Genomic DNA, 15,962 nt, shown 5'->3' with positions numbered 1-15,962 from the left:
ACGCGATCAAGGCATAGAACCGCAGCCCTCAGGCGCGTCCCCGTCCACCGTCGGGAACGCGCCCCTGACATCACGGCCTCGTAGGACCTCAGCCGCCGAATCAGCTGGTGAAGATGAAGTACTTCCAGGCGCCGTACGTCGTCGTGTTCACGTTGTCCCCAGAAGTGCCGTTGATGTACGAGGAGCGCACCCGGGCACGGAGGCCGGATGTGCCCGGGTGGCCCAGGTTGACGACCGACTTCATGTTGGTGCCGAGCTTGAAGTACTCGGTGGCCCCGTCGTACCACTTGCCCTGGTAGTACACCTCGAGCTCCAGCCGCTGCTTGCGGCCCGTGTAGTAGCTCATCGTCGTCGTGGAGATGGCGTCGGTGTTCTTGTGGAAGTAGTAGTACGTCGTGGAGCCGATCTTGCCGGTCCGGTAGTACTTGGACAGCGCCGTCGAGACCTTCACCCGGGCGTACGCCGTGGACTTCACCGACTTCGGGGCGTACCGGGCGTCGCCCTTGAACACGGCGGTGATCGTGGTGTCCCGGGTCATGACCCGGGTGTACGACAGGTTGCCGCTGGAGTTGACCTTGCCGGTCTTCACCAGTTGCTTCGGCTTGTCCGCGCCGAAGGGGTCGGCCCAGATCTCGACCGTGCGGTTCTTGTACGTCGTACCGAGGTGCGCCGTGAACGTGACACTCTTGGCGTAGTCGTACACCTTGCCGTTGTTGTTCAGCGTCAGCGCGGGCGTGGCACGGGAGACGTTGACGGTGTCCGAGGCGGTCGCCGGGGTGTGCGAGGCGTCACCTGCGTACGTCACCTTGTAGGTGACCTTGGCGCCGGCCGGCGGGGTGTCCGTGAAGGAGAACGCGCCGCCCGCGCCGAGGTACTTCGTGCCCAGCGACTTGCCGTTCGGCGACTCCATGTCGGTGCGGGTGACGGCCAGCGGGGTCCCGGCGGGCAGCGCGAGGCCGGAGATGAGCGAGCCCTTGACGGTGAGCGGCTTCCCGCGGGTGGCGGTGGCCGGGGCATCGGCCTTCAGCGTGGCGACGTACTTGCGGGGTTCGTCGACGACGTTGAACAGGGAGGAGTCGTTCTCGCCCCCCTCGCTCACCACGAACAGCTTCCCGCCGTCGGCCGCCCAGTTCATCGAATGCCCGAACCAGGGCATCCAGCTGTGCGACAGGTTGCGGACGCTGGCGGGCCGGCTGGGGTCGCTGCTGAAGACGTACGTGTCGCCGAGGTCGTCGGTGTCGAGGACAGTGGCCGCGACCGTGCCGTCCGGGGCGATGCTGACCGTTTCCGGTTCGGAGGCGACGGGGAAGGTGCGGACCTGCTCCAGGTCGGAGAGCCGGTACTCGGTGAGCGCGCGGTTCCCGGGCCCGGCCACGACGACGTTCTGTCCGTCCGGGGTGAGCGCCGCGTCTTTGTAGAAGCCGCCCTTATCGGCGGACACGCGGATCACCGGGGTGCCGGAGGAGATGTCGTAGACGAGGATCGGACCGGAGCTGATGCCTGCGTCGAGGGCAAGCAGTGTGCCCGGGTTGTCCGGGTCCGCGTAGAGCTTGGGCGGGCTGGCGAAGTCGTGTCCGGCCGCCAGGTCCAGCGTCACCGTCGGCGTCTCGGCGGTCAGGTCGACCGAGCCGAGCCCGGATTCCCACTGGTCGCCGTATCCGAACCACAGCTTGCCGTCGGCGTAGGCGAGCCGGGAGGGAATGGTCTTGTCGCCGGTCGGGTACTCGGCGGTCTGCGTGAGCGTCGCGGTGTCGAAGGCGACGATCTTGTCAGCGCCGTAAACCGCGGCGTACAACGTGCCTGAGTCCGGGCTCAGTTCGAGGTCCCGGACCTGGGGCAGGCCGGTGAGCGTGGTGACAGCCTTGCCGGTGTAGTCGGTGACGACGATCTTGTCCTGAGACCTGTCGCTGAAGTACAGCCGCTGGTGGATGCCGTCGACGACCGTGTCGTCCGCGGACGCGACCGGGATGATCCTGGTGGTGTCGGCGGACGCCGGTGCGGCGGTGAGCACCGCCGAACTGAAGAGGACCGCCAGCGCGGTGGCGGCCGGAAGAATGCGCATACGCACGGTGATTCGAACCCCCCGGAACGAGTGTGGGACCACTGCGTGCAGCTGACAGGCAACAGTCCCTGTGTGTGACCTGTGCTGAACGTGTGGCGAGTGAGCGAAGACTAGGGCATGACGCCGACAGCATGACCGGCGCCCCCACTACCGATGTCCGGTGAGCCCACGCGCCGATGAGGGCTGTCGGCCAGCATGTCCAGGACCGGGCCTCGTTGCGATGCGGCGAGCGCTTGGCCGAAGTCGCCGGGGACGCCGTCCGAGTAGGGAAGGACGCTGACGCCGTAGCAGTTCCCGAGCCGGCACAACGTCTCGCCGCGAACGCTCGGCAGCGGAGCCACGACGAAGTCCGGGCCCTGCTGCTCGCGCAGGGCCGACGCAGTATCCATGGCAAGGACATAGTCCGGTCGGTCTTCGCCCCCGAATGGCGCGAGCTGCACGAACAGAGGGTGTCGCCCCCTCAGAGCCAGCCGCGACGGCTCGCCTGGACACCGAGCTGGAAGCGGGTCTGGGCGCCGAGCACCTCCTGGAGACGGGTGATGCGGCGGGCCACTGTCCTTTCGCTGACGCCGAGTTCGCGGGCAATCGAATCGTCGGTCAGGCCACCGCTGAGATAGGTGAGGAGCTGACGGTTCTCGGCGGTGGCCGTTGTGCCGATGTCATTCGCCGTGTCGATGGCGGTGGGCAGCGGGACGGCGATCTGCCAGAACGACTCGAACACGCCGATCAGCGCATCAAGGAGGTCCGATCGCTGCACGACAATGTGGTGACGACGGTCCCAATTACTCGCAGGGGGACATACGAGAGCGAAGCGGTCGTCGCAAATGCCCATGTTCAGCGGGATGTCGGGAAAGACACGCGCTCGCTCACCGAGGTCGATGGAGGTCTGGACGCCCTCCCGGCCGGGCCTGTCACGCAGCACATCGGCCCCGTAGACGACCGAGCACTTGACGCCGCGTGTCAGTGCCTCCCGAAAACCGGGGGCCAGGATGTTGGGTTGTGCCGATCGGCCGGTGAAGCCGATGGTCAGGGCGCGGATCTGCTCGGTGGCCTCGCCGTAGAGCCGCCGGACGAGTGCGCTGCGGGCCACCTGCGTCCGGGCGATTTCGATGTAGCTGGCCCCTTCGATGTGGTGGTCGCGCCAGAAGCGGGACAGTTCCTCGACGCCGTTGCGCAGCGCGGCCAGTTCCTTGGTGCGGCTTTCCACCACGGGGTCGAGCGCGACACGTGGGGGGTGGGCGACAAGCCGTGCGCCGTCTCGTTCCACCAGGCCGAGGCCGGTCAGTTCGTCGACCGCCGTACTCATGGCGTGCGAGGTCACGCGCAGGGCGCCCGCCAGTTCGGCCGGGGCCATCGGGCCCCGCTCGACGAGGGTGAGGTAGACGTCCTCGGCCGTTGTACTGATACCTATGCCATGCATTGAATGCATATGCCAATTATCACATGTGGGGACCGGACGAGGTGAGTGCCGTCGGACACAGTGCTCTGCGTGTGTCAACACGGCAGGTGCTATAGGTCCGGTGATCTCCAAGGGTGCGCCGCCTGTCAGGTTTCTGCCATGCCGGATTCGGACAACACCAACTCTTCACCGGCGCGCCACTTCCTCGCAGACTCTGCTTACGCACAGCTGACCGCCCCTCACTCCGCAGGGACACCCCCGCGCGTCAGCTCGAGCACACGAAGGAGTTCTCTGTGAAGAAGACCCTTGCCTGGGCTGTCACCGCTGGGATCGCGGCCACCTGCACCCTCGGTGCCGCCCTGCCGGCCGCGGCCGCGGACGACACGACGTCCGCCGCCATCACGTCCGCCGCCCCCGGCTCCGCGTTCGACACCTCCCGCCTGTCCCCGGAGCTGAAGGCCCTCGCCGACCAGGTCCTGGCCAAGTTGCCGGCCGACTGGCAGCAGCGCCGCGATGCCGCCGCCGCCAAGTACGGCATCCACTCCGAGTGGACCGACATCCGCGACAGCGCCATCAACCCGGGTGACTACCAGTGCCAGAACACGGCGCTCAGGGACTACCAGAAGACCCTGCTCCAGGACGCCGACTTCGGGCTGCTCTTCTTCCTCTCCTTCCTGGGCGTGTTCGACATGCCCACCTACGACGCGCTGTACTTCGGCAGCCAGTCGAAGTCCAGCACCTTCGGTGTCAACGGCGAGTACACCAACGAGCTGACGGCCGAGGGCAAGAACCTGAAGAAGTTCTGGGACATCTACTCCGACGACATCCAGCTCGTGCCGATGCACGGCGGCGAGGTCTTCTCCTCCCCGGAGCGGCTGGCCCCCATCGTGAGCCTGATGTACGGCATCCCGAAGGAGAACCACGAGGCGGCGCTGGGCCTGGCCAGCCTGATCATCTACGTGATCAACCTCGATCCCGCCCTCCAGGGTGGCGACAACCCGTTCTTCACCCTCAACGCGTTCGCCTACACCGAGAAGGGCGACCCGAACCCGGCAGGCATCTCCGACCGCATCGTCATGGGTGACGGCATCCTGGAGGCCATGAAGGCCATAGGCCTGGGCGACACCGCCCCGCGCGCCATCCTCGCCCACGAGTTCGGCCACCACGTGCAGTACGAGGACAACCTGATCGGCGACAGGGTCGGCACGCCGGAGGGCGGCCGCCGTGTCGAGCTGATGGCGGACGCGTTCGGCACGTACTTCCTCACCCACTCGCGCGGTGAGGCCCTCAACGCCAAGCGGGTGCTGGACTCGGAGAAGTCCTTCTACGCGGTCGGCGACTGCAGCTTCAGCAGCCCCGGCCACCACGGCACGCCCAACCAGCGCTTCGCGGCGTCCTCGTGGGGCGCGAGCGTGGCCGATGACGCTGCCAACCAGGGCCACATCCTGCCCTCGCTGAAGCTCGACGAGCTGTTCGAGGCGAAGCTGCCGGACATCGTGAAGCCCGACGCGACGAACTGAGTCCTCTGAACCGGGTACAGCCGGCGGGCCCTGACGCCCGCCCGACTGTACCCCCCTGAACCGGGTGCAGCCCGGCGAGCCCTGACGCCCGCCCGGCTGCACCCTTCCCACCCAACGGCCTCCCCCGGGGCCGCAGAATGCGGAACCTTCCCGATGCGGCCGGGCTGTCCACAGCGACCCCTGCCTGCCGAGACGCCGGCTGCCGCCGAACAGGCTGTGAAGTACGCCTGGTTGGTCGAGGCGGACAAGATCGGGCTCAGCGCCCAGCTCACTCTGGGCACCTGTTGATTGACGCCGGTGATGTCGGGACCGACCGGGTCGCCGGACCGGGCGGGGGATCGGAAGTTCGCAGTCCTGTCACCTCCTTGTCATGCCGGATTCGGACAGCACGAATTCTTCATTCGGCGCGCCGATTCCTCGCAGACTCTGCCTACGACACAGCTGACCGCCCCTCACTCCGCAGGGACACCCCTACGCGTCGGCTCAAGCACACACGAAGGAGTTCTCCGTGAAGAAGACCCTTGCCTGGGCTGTCACCGCTGGGATCGCAGCCACCTGCACCCTCGGTGCCGCCCTGCCGGCCACGGCCGCTGACGGCACGACGTCCGCAGCCGTCACGTCCGCCGCGTCCTCAAGCGCCGCACTGGACACCTCCCGCCTGTCCCAGGAGGCGAAGGCCCTCGTCGACGAGATGCTGGCCGCACTGCCGGCCGACTGGCAGGAGCGCCGCGATGCCGCCGCCGCCGAGTACGGCATCCACGAAACCCAGTGGGCGGACCTCCGCAACAGCATTATCAACCCGGGCGACTACCAGTGCGGGGACACGGCGTTCAGGGATTATGCGAGCGGCCTGCGGACAGGTATCCAGGATCAGGACCTGCGCGACTGGCTCGACGTCTTCGGCGTGTTCGACATCCCCACCTATGACGCGCTGTTCTTCGGCAGCGAGTCGAAGTCCAACACCTTCGGCGTCAACGGCGAGTACACCAACGAGCTGGCGTCCGAGGGCAAGGACCTGAAGAAGTTCTGGGACATCTACTCCGACGACATCCAAACCGTGCCGATGCACGGCCGCGAGGTCTTCTCCTCCCCGGGGCGGGTGGCCCGCGTCCTCTCACTGATGTTCGGGATCAAGAACGAGCCGGTGGTGCAGCACCTGGCCGAAGTGGTCATCAGCCTCGTCAACGCCGACCCCGTCCTCCAGGGAGGCGACAACCCGATCTTCACCTTCAACGCGTTCGCCTTCTCCGAGAAGGGCTCCCCGCGGCCGGCAGGCATCTCCGACCGCATCGTCATGGGTGACGGCATCCTGGAGGCCCTGAAGGCGCTGGGCCTGGGTGACACCGCCCCGCGTGCCGTCCTCGCCCACGAGTTCGGCCACCACGTGCAGTACGAGAACAACCTCTTCGACAACACCACGCTCACCGGGCCGGAGGCCACCCGCCGTACCGAACTGATGGCGGACGCGTTCGGCACGTACTTCCTCACCCACTCGCGAGGCGAGGCCCTCAACGCCAAGCGGGTGCTGGGCTCCGAGAAGTCCTTCTACGCGGTCGGCGACTGCTCCTTCGACAGCCCCGGTCACCACGGCACGCCCAACCAGCGCTTCGCGGCGTCCTCGTGGGGCGCGAGCGTGGCCGATGACGCTGCCAACCAGGGCCACATCCTGCCCTCGCTGAAGCTCGACGAGCTGTTCGAGGCGAAGCTGCCGGACATCGTGAAGCCCGACGCGACGAACTGAATCCTCTGAACCGGGTGCAGCCCGGCGGGCCCTGACGCCCGCCCGGCTGCACCCTTCCCACCCAAGACCAGTCCGGGCTACGGTGCCCGGCCCCAGACCGGCGAGCATCAGCCAGAGATAGCCCCCTCGGACCCTGCGCCATCACGGACCGGACGGCTTGATCACGCGCACGGTGACCCCGTCCGTACCGTTCCGCGTGGCCTGTACTCAGACGCCGCGCGGCGGGGGACCCGGCCCTGCCGGTGCGGGAGACCGAGGCGCGGGTGGAGCAGCACAAGAAATCCCGTCCTCACCACCCGGACCAGCGACGACCCACCGAACTCGGCCACGTGACCGCTGTCCGAAATCTACCCATCGACGATCTGTCGCCGGAGGACAGCGAGCTCGACGATTTCAAGCTCGCCTCGCAGAACGAGGGCCACACCCTCGTGACCGAGGAACTCTGCTCCTGGATCATCGAGCGGCTGTAACAGCATGTAGCAGCGCCGGGTACGACGACGTCGGCCCCGGGACCAACTGGTCCCGGGGCCGACGTACGGGCGCCGGAAGCCTGCAGCAGCGCCGCGCCACCACAAACACCGAGACCACGCCCCCACATGCGGGTGCGGTATTAAGCTGACTGACGCATGGGCAAATCCCGACATAAGGAGATATTCGCCATGGCCAAGCGAGGCAACAAGCGACGCGGTCGCAAGAAGAAGAAGGCGAACCACGGCAAGCGCCCCAACGCCTGAACGCACCAGCGCCGGACATGACGTCGGCCCCCGGGACCAACTGGTCCCGGGGGCCGACGTACAGGCACTTACCGATCCGTCAGGATCAGAAGTCCATGTCACCGCCCGGCATGCCGCCCGGAGCGGCCGCAGCGGCCTTCTCCGGCTTGTCGGCGATGACGGCCTCGGTGGTCAGGAACAGCGCGGCGATCGACGCGGCGTTCTGCAGGGCGGAGCGCGTGACCTTCGCCGGGTCGAGAATGCCCTCGGCGATCATGTCGACGTACTCGCCGGTCGCGGCGTTCAGACCGTGGCCGACGGCCAGGTTGCGCACCTTCTCGACGACGACGCCACCCTCGAGACCACCGTTGACGGCGATCTGCTTGAGCGGGGCCTCCAGCGCCAGCTTGACGGCGTTGGCGCCGGTCGCCTCGTCACCCGAGAGCTCCAGCTTCTCGAAGACGGCGGAAGCCTGCAGCAGCGCCACGCCACCACCGGCGACGATGCCCTCCTCGACGGCCGCCTTCGCGTTGCGAACGGCGTCCTCGATGCGGTGCTTGCGCTCCTTGAGCTCGACCTCGGTCGCGGCACCGGCCTTGATGACGGCCACGCCGCCGGCCAGCTTCGCCAGGCGCTCCTGGAGCTTCTCGCGGTCGTAGTCCGAGTCGGAGTTCTCGATCTCGGCACGGATCTGGTTGACGCGACCCTGAACCTGGTCGGTGTCACCGGCGCCGTCGACGATCGTCGTCTCGTCCTTGGTGATGACGACCTTGCGGGCACGGCCCAGCAGGTCCAGGCCGGCGTTCTCCAGCTTGAGACCGACCTCCTCGGAGATGACGGTGCCACCGGTGAGGATGGCGATGTCGCCGAGCATGGCCTTGCGGCGGTCACCGAAGCCCGGGGCCTTGACGGCGACGGACTTGAAGGTGCCACGGATCTTGTTGACGACCAGGGTCGACAGGGCCTCGCCCTCGACGTCCTCGGCGATGATCAGCAGCGGCTTGCCGGACTGCATGACCTTCTCCAGCAGCGGAAGGAGGTCCTTCACGTTGCTGACCTTGGAGTTGACGATCAGGATGTACGGGTCGTCCAGGGCCGACTCCATACGCTCCATGTCGGTGGCGAAGTACGCCGAGATGTAGCCCTTGTCGAAGCGCATACCCTCGGTGAGCTCCAGCTCCAGACCGAAGGTCTGGGACTCCTCGACGGTGATGACGCCTTCCTTGCCGACCTTGTCCATCGCCTCGGCGATGAGCTCGCCGATCTGGGTGTCGGCGGCGGAGATGGAGGCCGTGGAAGCGATCTGCTCCTTGGTCTCCACGTCCTTGGCCTGCTCCAGCAGAGCGGCGGAGACGGCCTCGACGGCCTTCTCGATGCCCCGCTTGAGGGCCATCGGGTTCGCACCCGCGGCGACGTTGCGGAGGCCCTCACGGACGAGTGCCTGGGCGAGAACGGTGGCGGTGGTCGTACCGTCGCCGGCGACGTCGTCCGTCTTCTTGGCGACTTCCTTGACCAGCTCTGCGCCGATCTTCTCGTACGGGTCCTCGAGCTCGATCTCCTTGGCGATGGAGACACCATCGTTGGTGATCGTGGGTGCGCCCCACTTCTTCTCAAGGACAACGTTCCGGCCCTTGGGGCCGAGGGTCACCTTGACGGCGTCGGCGAGCTGGTTCATCCCGCGCTCGAGGCCGCGCCGCGCTTCCTCGTCGAACGCGATGATCTTGGCCATGTGAAGTGGTCCTCCCGGACAGGGGTGGATTGCTCCGGACCGTGTGGCGCCCGCGACGGACGGCCTGCGTGCCTGACGGTTCCTTGCCCCGCCGGGCCTGCGGGCCTCACCGACCCGGTCCTTCTGTCACTCTCAACGTCAGAGTGCTAACGCCCAATGATTAGCACTCGACCCCTTCGAGTGCAAGCGCCCCTTCGAGTTCGCGGATGGCGCCGGGCAGCGGTGGCGCGGTCGCGGGCGGGCTCCGGGACGCACGAAGGGCCCGTACCCCCGGGGGTACGGGCCCTTCGTGCGTGAGTAGTGTCGTTGGCCGACCGCGTCGAGCTCAGCCGACGGCGAGCTTGACCATGTCCGCCTGCGGCCCCTTCTGGCCCTGCGAGATTTCGAATTCAACTCGCTGACCCTCTTCGAGGGTGCGGTACCCGTCCATCTGGATCGCGCTGTAGTGGACGAAAACATCCGCACCACCGTCGACCGCGATGAAGCCGTACCCCTTCTCCGCGTTGAACCACTTGACGGTGCCCTGAGCCATGCCTAACTCCCCTATTACTGGCCCTTGCACAGGACCGCACTTCGCGGACCCGGGTCAGAACTCACCCTCCGACAGGAGAGGGTGCGTGCGCCGGAACGCGTCGACCGCGGCTGAATGTATCTGTCCAACTGCCCTCTGCAACAGGTCAATCGGACGAGAATTCTGGGCAGCGCCGAACGCCCGAATATGAGGAATTTACGCGATTCCAGGGCAAGTCGGGCCGGACAAAGGCCACTTACGGCTCAAGGAGTTCGAACACTTTGGCTGCATCTTGTCGCGAGCGGGCGCATTCTCATATGCGGTCGGCACGGGCAGCGGAGGGGACTTCCCCACTCTACCGCGCTCAACCATGCAGAATTGCCCCCTCCGCTTAGCTTGCAGAGGGGGCAATTCCGGTAACGCTGCGAAGTGACCCGCAGGGCCGACTGCGGGTCAGCAGCCGCCCGCGACCGCCGGGATGATGGAGATGCCCGCGCCGTCCGGGGTGGCCGCCTCCAGGCCACCCTCGAAGCGCACGTCGTCGTCGTTGACGTACACGTTCACGAAGCGGCGGAGCTTGCCCTGGTCGTCCAGGACACGCGCGGCGATGCCCGGGTGGTTCTGCTCCAGCGACTCGATGACCTGGGAGAGGGTCGAGCCCTCGGCCGGGACCTCGGCCTGGCCGCCCGTGTAGGTGCGCAGGATGGTGGGGATACGGACCTTGACGCTCATCTGGGTGCCTTCCTTATGTCTCGGGTGATCGGGTCAGCCGTTGGCGAGGCCGGCGTCGCGGAACGCGTCCAGACTGGGCCGGATGGTCGCGGTCGGGCCGGTCGTCGGGGCGACCGCGTCCAGCGTCTTCAGACCGTCACCGGTGTTCAGGACGACCGTGGTGAGCGTCGGGTCCAGCAGACCCGCCTCGATCAGTTTCCTCGTCACACCGACCGTCACCCCGCCCGCCGTCTCGGCGAAGATGCCCTCGGTGCGGGCCAGCAGCTTGATCGCGTCGACGATCTGCTCGTCGTCGACGTCCTCGACCGCGCCGCCGGTGCGGCGGGCGATGTCCAGGACGTACGGACCGTCGGCCGGATTGCCGATCGCCAGGGACTTGGCGATCGTGTTCGGCTTCTGCGGGCGCACGACGTCGTGACCGGCCTTGAAGGCCGTGGAGACCGGGGAACAGCCTTCGGCCTGGGCGCCGAAGATCTTGTACGGCTTGTCCTCGACGAGGCCGAGCTTGATCAGCTCCTGAAGACCCTTGTCGATCTTCGTGAGCTGCGAGCCGGACGCGATCGGGATGACGAGCTGGTCGGGCAGCTGCCAGCCGAGCTGCTCGCAGATCTCGTACGCGAGCGTCTTGGAACCCTCGCCGTAGTACGGGCGCAGGTTGACGTTGACGAAGCCCCAGCCCTCACCGAGCGGGTCGCCGATGAGCTCCGAGCAGAAGCGGTTGACGTCGTCGTAGTTGCCCTCGATGCCGACCAGCTCACCGCCGTACACCGCGGCCATGACGACCTTGCCCTGCTCCAGGTCGTGCGGGATGAACACGCAGGACCGGAAGCCGGCCCGGGCCGCGGCCGCGCCCACCGCACCGGCGAGGTTGCCGGTGGAGGAGCAGGAGAGAGTGGTGAAACCGAAGGCGCGGGCGGCCTCGACGGCGATCGCGACGACGCGGTCCTTGAAGGAGTGCGTCGGGTTGCCGGAGTCGTCCTTGACGTACAGACCGCCGGTGACGCCCAGCTCACGGGCGAGGTTGTCGGCCTTGACCAGCTTGGTGAAGCCGGGGTTGATGCTGGGCTTGTCCGCGACATCGGCGGGGACGGGCAGCAGCGGCGCGTAGCGCCAGATATTGTCCGGTCCGGCCTCGATGCGCTTCCTCAGCTCGTCCGGGGAGCCGCTCGGCAGGTCGTACGCCACTTCGAGCGGCCCGAAACAGGACGCGCAGGCGAACAGGGGACCGAGCTCGAAACGCTCTCCGCACTCGCGGCAGGAGAGCGCCGCTGCGGGGCCGAGGTCGACGGCGCCGGTGGAAGAATCGGTGCTTACTGCAACAGTCTGCGCAGCCATGCTGGCGAGGCCCTTTCTCCTCATCTTCCTCGCGGCGCATTTCGCCACGAGACGGAATTGGCACCTTCCCCACCTGACCTCGCGGTCGGCGGGAGGGTTGCCGGGACTTCAACGGGCCGTTCCCTCAGTCCCTCTGGATGAGCGCTATGGCACTGGATCACCGACCCAGGCATTTGTTGACGGAGGACCCCGACATGCGAGGGCCATCCGCGTTGTTCAAGACTGTAACCGAAGCCCCGGACGGTTGAGGCAGTCGTCCGAACCGCGAGATGGATCACATACAGGGAGTATCGACCGTGCTGGAAGAGGTCGAACGCTGGCTCGCCGGGCGTTCCTGGTCGGCAGCCGACCGCCCGCTGGACCGGCTCGTCGCCGCCAAGAGCCGGGATCCGCGGCGCGGGAGCGTGAGCGTGGTACTGCCCGCCCTGAACGAGGAGGCGACGGTCGGCGCCATCGTCGAGACGATCCGGGTCGAGCTGATGGAGAAGGTGCCGCTGGTCGACGAGTTGCTGGTGATCGACTCCGGCTCGACGGACGGCACGGCGGAAGTCGCCCGGAAGGCGGGCGCCCGGGTGGTGCACCGCGACGCGATACTCCCGCGCATACCCGCGCTCCCCGGCAAGGGCGAGGTCCTGTGGCGCTCGCTCCTGGTCACCAGCGGTGAGATCGTCTGCTTCATAGACGCCGACCTGAGGGACTTCTCCGCGGAGTTCGTCTCCGGAATCGTCGGTCCGCTGCTCACCGACCCCGAGGTGCAGTTCGTCAAGGCGATGTACGACCGCCCCCTGGGCGACACCGCAGGTCAGGGCGGTCGCGTCACGGAACTGGTGGCCCGCCCGCTGCTCAATCTGCACTGGCCGCAGCTGGCCGGCTTCGTCCAGCCGCTCGGCGGCGAGTACGCGGTGCGGCGCTCACTGCTGGAGCGGCTGCCGTTCCCCGTCGGTTACGGAGTGGAACTCGGCCTCCTGGTGGACGCCCTGCACACCGTCGGGCTGGACGCGCTGGCACAGGTCGACGTGGGGGTGCGCAGACACCGCCACCAGGACGGCCAGGCGCTGGGACGGATGGCTGCGGCGATCTATCGCACCGCTCAACTCAGGCTTTCCCGCGGCCACTTGGTACGCCCGGCCCTGACCCAGTTCGAGCGGGGCGAGGGCGGCTTCGTACCGCGCACCCATCCGGTGGACACAGAGGAGCGGCCCCCGATGTGCGAGGTCACGGAGTACGTTTCGCGGCGCGCGGCCTGACGTGGCCTGACGTCGCACGTTTGGGCGGTTCGCGATCGGGCTAGATTCCGCAACATGGTCTCCGAGCACGAAGCCCAGTCCGCTGCCCAGGTCCTCGTTGCGTCCAACCGCGGCCCGGTGTCGTACACCCTGGCCACCGACGGATCGCTCGACGCCAAGCGCGGCGGCGGCGGGCTCGTCTCCGGGCTGAGCGCCGTCAAGGACAAACTGTGGGTGTGTGCCGCGCTCGGTGACGGGGACCGGGAGGCGGTCCGGCGCGGGGTCGCCGAGCAGGGCGTACGGATGCTCGCCATCGACGCGGCCATCCACGCGGACGCGTACAACGGCATCGCGAACTCGGTGCTCTGGTTCGTCCACCACATGCTGTACCAGACGCCGCTGGAACCGGTCTTCGACGCGGAGTTCCGGCGGCAGTGGGCGTCGTTCGAGACATACAACCGGGCCTTCGCCGAGGCGCTCGCCGAGGAGGCGGGCGAGGGCGCGGCGGTGCTGGTGCAGGACTACCACCTGGCGCTGGTCCCCGGCATGCTCCGCGAGCTCCGCCCCGACCTTCGGATCGGCCACTTCTCGCACACCCCGTGGGCGCCCGTCGACTATTTCCGCCTGCTTCCCGACGACATCGCCGAGCAGCTGCTGCACGGCATCCTGGGTGCGGACCGGGCGGCCTTCCTGACCCGGCGCTGGGCGGACGCGTTCATCGGCTGCTGCACGGAGATCCTGGGCGGCACCGGCCGGACCAGGATCGGGGTGCACGGGCTCGGCGCGGACGCGGACTTCTTGCGCGGGCGCGCGCACGAGGCGGACGTGGACGAGCGGATGGCGGCACTGCGGGAGCAGGTCGGCCCCGGGCGGAAAACGATCGTACGAGTGGACCGAACGGAACTGTCCAAGAACATCGTGCGCGGCCTGTTCGCGTACCGCGCGCTCCTCGAAGAGCGGCCCCAGTGGCGTGAGCGCGTCGTCCATGTCGCCTTCGCGTACCCCTCGCGGCAGGACCTGGCGGTGTACCGCGACTACACGGCCGAGGTCCAGCAGGTCGCCGACGAGATCAACGCCGTGTACGGCACGTCGGGCTGGACGCCGGTCGTGCTCCATGTCAAGGACGACTTCGCCCGCTCGCTCGCCGCGTACCGGCTGGCCGACGTGGCGCTCGTCAACCCGATCCGCGACGGCATGAACCTGGTCGCCAAGGAGGTCCCCGTCGTCTCCGACCACGGCTGTGCGCTGGTGCTGTCGCGGGAGGCGGGGGCGTACGAGGAGCTGGGCGGCGACGCGGTCGTGGTGAACCCGTACGACGTGTCCGCGACGGCGGCGGCGCTGCACGAGGCTTTGACGATGGCGGACGACGAACGGGCCGCGCGCACGGAGCGGCTGGCCGCGGCGGCGGTGGCGCTGCCGCCGCAGCAGTGGTTCCTGGACCAGCTGGACGCACTGCGGCAGGAGTGACGCGGCCCGTCACGCCTCGGTGGGATCCGATCGGAGACAGTGCGCCAAGTCCGAGAGGAACTCCACGACGGCTCCCGGGCCCGGCAGCAACAGGTCGGCGCGCTCGGCCAGTTCGGGCACTTCGGCGCTGCCGCTGCAGACCAGCAGGCCCGGGATGCCGTCGGGTCCCTCGGCGCGGAGCTTCTCCACGGCGGCGTACGCGGCGAGGTCGCCCAGGTCGTCACCGGCGAAGAGAACGGACTCGGCGTCCAGCTCCCGCACGTACTGGGTGAGCGCCATACCCTTGTCGATGCCCGGCGGGCGCAGCTCCAGGACCAGGCGGCCCGGTTCGACGATCAGCCCGTGCCGGGCGGCGAGCGCACCGAGCGGGCCGCGCAGCGCGTCGAACGCGGCCTGCGGGTCGGCGGCGCGGCGGGTGTGGACGGCGAGCGCCCGGCCCTTCTCCTCGATCCAGGTACCGCGCCCGGAGTCGAACCGTTCGAGCAGGCCGGGGAGTTCGGCGCGGACCGCGGCGACGCCCGGGTGCGGGGCGGGGGCGTGGACGGTGCCGGAGACGGCGTCCCAGCGTTCGGCGCCGTAGTGGCCGAGAACCACGAGGTGGTCGAGGCCGGGGACCCCTGCGAAGCCGCCGTGCCGGACCGCGACGTCGGCCGGGCGGCCGGTGATCACGGCGACGGAGGCGACCTTCGGCGCGAGCGCGGCCAGGGCCGGGACGGCGCCGGGGTGGGCGCGGGCCTGCTCCGGGTCCGGGACGATCTCGGCGAGGGTGCCGTCGAAATCGAGCGCGACGACGGCACGGTCCGGGCACGCGAGGATCGCGGCCAGGGCTTCTCGGCCGGGTGGGGTGGTGGGGGTCGGGAGCTCGGACGGGATCTCGCTCGGCGCGGGTACGTGCGGATTGCTGCCCATGGGCCGAGCCTATAGGCGTACGGCCGGGCACAGCACGGGGCGACGTGGCATACCGGCGTGCGAGCGTGACGGCTGAGCGGGGGCCGGTTCAGCGGGGCCGGTTCAGCGACGCCCCCGCCGAGCCTCCCGGATCCGTCGCAGCCGGTTCACCGTCACCGGGTCCTCCTCCAGCGCCCGCCGGTCGTCCAGGAGCGCGTTGAGCAGCTGGTAGTAACGCGTCGGCGAGATGCCCAGGCCCTCCCGGATCTCTCGCTCCTTCGCCCCCGGGCCGGGCCACGAGCGCCGTTCCACGGCCAGGACCGCGCGCTCCCGGTCGGAGAGCCCGGTGCCAGGGTGGCCGGCGGGGCTGTCGGCAGGGGGCTCCGCCTCGGCGGAGCCGTCGTCGGGGGCGGTCATATGAGCCAACCTATCGCCCGCCCCGAACCCGCTGCCCGGCCACCCGCTCCCCCGTGTACTCCGCCTTCGACGGCGAACGCCCTTCGAGACGGCGAAGCGTGGCTTGCCGAGCTCGGCAGAAGGCCTGGTCGAAGGCGCGGTCCGGGGCACGGTCCGGGGCTTTGCCACACTTTTGTATGGATCCTCAACAAACAGCAAAAGTGGACTAGACCTATTGGGGTT

15 protein-coding genes and 1 riboswitch are annotated in these 15,962 nt (G+C 68.4%); of the genes, 6 read left to right on the top strand and 9 right to left on the bottom strand.

The genetic code is table 11. The features are described from left to right. Nucleotides 1-100: 100 nt before the first annotated feature. From ACIBB8_RS28860 to ACIBB8_RS28850, 3 genes are all read right to left on the bottom strand, one after another. Entirely contained in the window at nt 101-2,068 is a 1,968-nt protein-coding gene (locus ACIBB8_RS28860; protein ID WP_398956988.1) for a YncE family protein, read from the bottom strand. A 104-nt stretch (nt 2,069-2,172) separates the two neighbouring features. Continuing rightward, complete coding sequence (locus tag ACIBB8_RS28855; protein WP_398956986.1) at nt 2,173-2,451, bottom strand: hypothetical protein; 279 nt, start codon at nt 2,449-2,451, stop codon at nt 2,173-2,175. Nucleotides 2,452-2,522: 71 nt separating this feature from the next. Next, on the bottom strand, nt 2,523-3,491 hold the full coding sequence (locus tag ACIBB8_RS28850) for a LuxR C-terminal-related transcriptional regulator (RefSeq protein WP_398956984.1): 969 nt from the start codon (nt 3,489-3,491) through the stop codon (nt 2,523-2,525). 263 nt (nt 3,492-3,754) lie between these two features. On the opposite strand from ACIBB8_RS28850, the gene ACIBB8_RS28845 reads away from it, so the two are divergent. The 4 genes from ACIBB8_RS28845 to ACIBB8_RS28830 all read left to right on the top strand — a co-directional run bounded on the left by ACIBB8_RS28845 (nt 3,755) and on the right by ACIBB8_RS28830 (nt 7,456). Then, the gene (locus ACIBB8_RS28845; RefSeq protein WP_398956982.1) at nt 3,755-4,981 is read left to right on the top strand and encodes a hypothetical protein; all 1,227 of its coding nucleotides are present in this window, start codon (nt 3,755-3,757) and stop codon (nt 4,979-4,981) included. A 508-nt stretch (nt 4,982-5,489) separates the two neighbouring features. Continuing rightward, nucleotides 5,490-6,722, top strand: coding sequence for a hypothetical protein (locus ACIBB8_RS28840; RefSeq protein WP_398956980.1), 1,233 nt, complete (start codon nt 5,490-5,492; stop codon nt 6,720-6,722). A 329-nt stretch (nt 6,723-7,051) separates the two neighbouring features. Then, nucleotides 7,052-7,192: a hypothetical protein gene (locus ACIBB8_RS28835; protein ID WP_398956978.1), complete on the top strand. Its 141-nt coding sequence runs from the start codon at nt 7,052-7,054 to the stop codon at nt 7,190-7,192. Nucleotides 7,193-7,381: 189 nt separating this feature from the next. Further along, nucleotides 7,382-7,456, top strand: coding sequence for a 50S ribosomal protein bL37 (locus tag ACIBB8_RS28830; protein WP_099504217.1), 75 nt, complete (start codon nt 7,382-7,384; stop codon nt 7,454-7,456). 85 nt (nt 7,457-7,541) lie between these two features. Here the strand turns inward: ACIBB8_RS28830 and groL are convergent, their stop codons facing one another. The 4 genes from groL to thrC all read right to left on the bottom strand — a co-directional run bounded on the left by groL (nt 7,542) and on the right by thrC (nt 11,742). Continuing rightward, nucleotides 7,542-9,164 carry a chaperonin GroEL gene (groL, locus tag ACIBB8_RS28825; RefSeq protein ID WP_398956976.1) on the bottom strand — a complete coding sequence of 541 codons (1,623 nt, stop codon included), beginning with the start codon at nt 9,162-9,164 and terminating at the stop codon, nt 7,542-7,544. Between the two features lie 325 nt (nt 9,165-9,489). Continuing rightward, on the bottom strand, nt 9,490-9,696 hold the full coding sequence (locus tag ACIBB8_RS28820; protein WP_003967346.1) for a cold-shock protein: 207 nt from the start codon (nt 9,694-9,696) through the stop codon (nt 9,490-9,492). 432 nt (nt 9,697-10,128) lie between these two features. Continuing rightward, a complete protein-coding gene (locus ACIBB8_RS28815) occupies nt 10,129-10,407 on the bottom strand; it encodes a MoaD/ThiS family protein (RefSeq protein ID WP_093895830.1) in 279 nt (92 codons plus the stop codon). A 33-nt stretch (nt 10,408-10,440) separates the two neighbouring features. Then, nucleotides 10,441-11,742, bottom strand: a complete 1,302-nt coding sequence (gene thrC / locus ACIBB8_RS28810) for a threonine synthase (protein WP_398956974.1) — start codon at nt 11,740-11,742, stop codon at nt 10,441-10,443. Between the two features lie 17 nt (nt 11,743-11,759). Next, a riboswitch (SAM riboswitch) is annotated at nt 11,760-11,886 on the bottom strand. 152 nt (nt 11,887-12,038) lie between these two features. On the opposite strand from thrC, the gene ACIBB8_RS28805 reads away from it, so the two are divergent. Continuing rightward, on the top strand, nt 12,039-12,989 hold the full coding sequence (locus ACIBB8_RS28805) for a glucosyl-3-phosphoglycerate synthase (RefSeq protein WP_398956971.1): 951 nt from the start codon (nt 12,039-12,041) through the stop codon (nt 12,987-12,989). A gap of 54 nt (nt 12,990-13,043) precedes the next feature. Continuing rightward, nucleotides 13,044-14,435 (top strand): trehalose-6-phosphate synthase, encoded by a 1,392-nt coding sequence (locus tag ACIBB8_RS28800; RefSeq protein ID WP_398956969.1) that lies wholly within the window; start codon nt 13,044-13,046, stop codon nt 14,433-14,435. A gap of 9 nt (nt 14,436-14,444) precedes the next feature. On the opposite strand, the gene otsB is transcribed toward ACIBB8_RS28800, so the two are convergent. Both otsB and ACIBB8_RS28790 read right to left on the bottom strand, forming a co-directional pair. After that, nucleotides 14,445-15,344 carry a trehalose-phosphatase gene (gene otsB, locus ACIBB8_RS28795; protein ID WP_398956968.1) on the bottom strand — a complete coding sequence of 300 codons (900 nt, stop codon included), beginning with the start codon at nt 15,342-15,344 and terminating at the stop codon, nt 14,445-14,447. 102 nt (nt 15,345-15,446) lie between these two features. Beyond that, a complete protein-coding gene (locus ACIBB8_RS28790; protein WP_359110561.1) occupies nt 15,447-15,740 on the bottom strand; it encodes a DUF3263 domain-containing protein in 294 nt (97 codons plus the stop codon). Nucleotides 15,741-15,962: the final 222 nt, after the last annotated feature.

Source organism: Streptomyces sp. NPDC051286, assembly GCF_044455345.1.
In the GTDB taxonomy this organism is placed as follows: domain Bacteria; phylum Actinomycetota; class Actinomycetes; order Streptomycetales; family Streptomycetaceae; genus Streptomyces.
The sequence above is the reverse complement of the archived record's forward strand: the minus strand, read 5'-3'. Positions and strand labels throughout refer to the sequence as shown.

Coding starts and splice junctions, on each gene's coding strand:
- ACIBB8_RS28815 (WP_093895830.1), bottom strand. CDS start 10,407: ATGAGCGTCAAGGTCCGTATCCCCACCATCCTGCGCACCTACACGGGC.
- thrC (WP_398956974.1), bottom strand. CDS start 11,742: ATGGCTGCGCAGACTGTTGCAGTAAGCACCGATTCTTCCACCGGCGCC.
- ACIBB8_RS28850 (WP_398956984.1), bottom strand. CDS start 3,491: ATGCATTCAATGCATGGCATAGGTATCAGTACAACGGCCGAGGACGTC.
- ACIBB8_RS28855 (WP_398956986.1), bottom strand. CDS start 2,451: ATGGATACTGCGTCGGCCCTGCGCGAGCAGCAGGGCCCGGACTTCGTC.
- otsB (WP_398956968.1), bottom strand. CDS start 15,344: ATGGGCAGCAATCCGCACGTACCCGCGCCGAGCGAGATCCCGTCCGAG.
- groL (WP_398956976.1), bottom strand. CDS start 9,164: ATGGCCAAGATCATCGCGTTCGACGAGGAAGCGCGGCGCGGCCTCGAG.
- ACIBB8_RS28790 (WP_359110561.1), bottom strand. CDS start 15,740: ATGACCGCCCCCGACGACGGCTCCGCCGAGGCGGAGCCCCCTGCCGAC.
- ACIBB8_RS28820 (WP_003967346.1), bottom strand. CDS start 9,696: ATGGCTCAGGGCACCGTCAAGTGGTTCAACGCGGAGAAGGGGTACGGC.
- ACIBB8_RS28800 (WP_398956969.1), top strand. CDS start 13,044: ATGGTCTCCGAGCACGAAGCCCAGTCCGCTGCCCAGGTCCTCGTTGCG.